Below are 468 nucleotides of genomic sequence, written 5' to 3'. Positions count from 1 at the left end.
CAACGTTCCCCTGTTATAATAGGTCTTATTTCAGATGTACTAATTGCGAAGATTGTATCAGATATTATCTCCTTTAATTTGTTCGAAGAGATAACAAATCCCTTTTCATAATCCCCAGTAGTTTCTAATCCTGGAAAAACAGGAAAGTCTTTAGAGGAATATCCACTTAAATCATGTTTTGATACGCGTTTTTTTGATTTTTTAGACTCCGCATAAATGACTGCTTTATTATCTTCATCAATCTCAATACTCATCCATTCTTGTCTAAAATTTGAAGTGATTTGGGTTAAATGCTTTTCTGGTAATACTACGCTTCCAGACTCTTGTACATTTATTTGGAGTGGAGTTAGTATAGTTTCATGGACACCTCTTAGTTAAGTCCTTACAATGAAAACAAGAGGAGATGAGTCCGGATGGAACACAAAAAAACGAACAAGAGATACAATGAAGATTTTAAAAGAACAGTGG

The 468-nt window shown here is 33.8% G+C and carries 1 pseudogene; it reads right to left on the bottom strand.

Going from position 1 to position 468, the window contains the following annotated elements:
- Positions 1 to 254 (bottom strand): annotated as a pseudogene (locus O0550_RS24100) (hypothetical protein); the annotation flags it as partial.
- Positions 255 to 468 lie beyond the last annotated feature (214 nt).

Source organism: Brevibacillus halotolerans, from assembly GCF_026891775.1.
GTDB classification, from domain to species: Bacteria; Bacillota; Bacilli; order Brevibacillales; family Brevibacillaceae; genus Brevibacillus_B; species Brevibacillus_B halotolerans.
The sequence above is the reverse complement of the archived record's forward strand: the minus strand, read 5'-3'. Positions and strand labels throughout refer to the sequence as shown.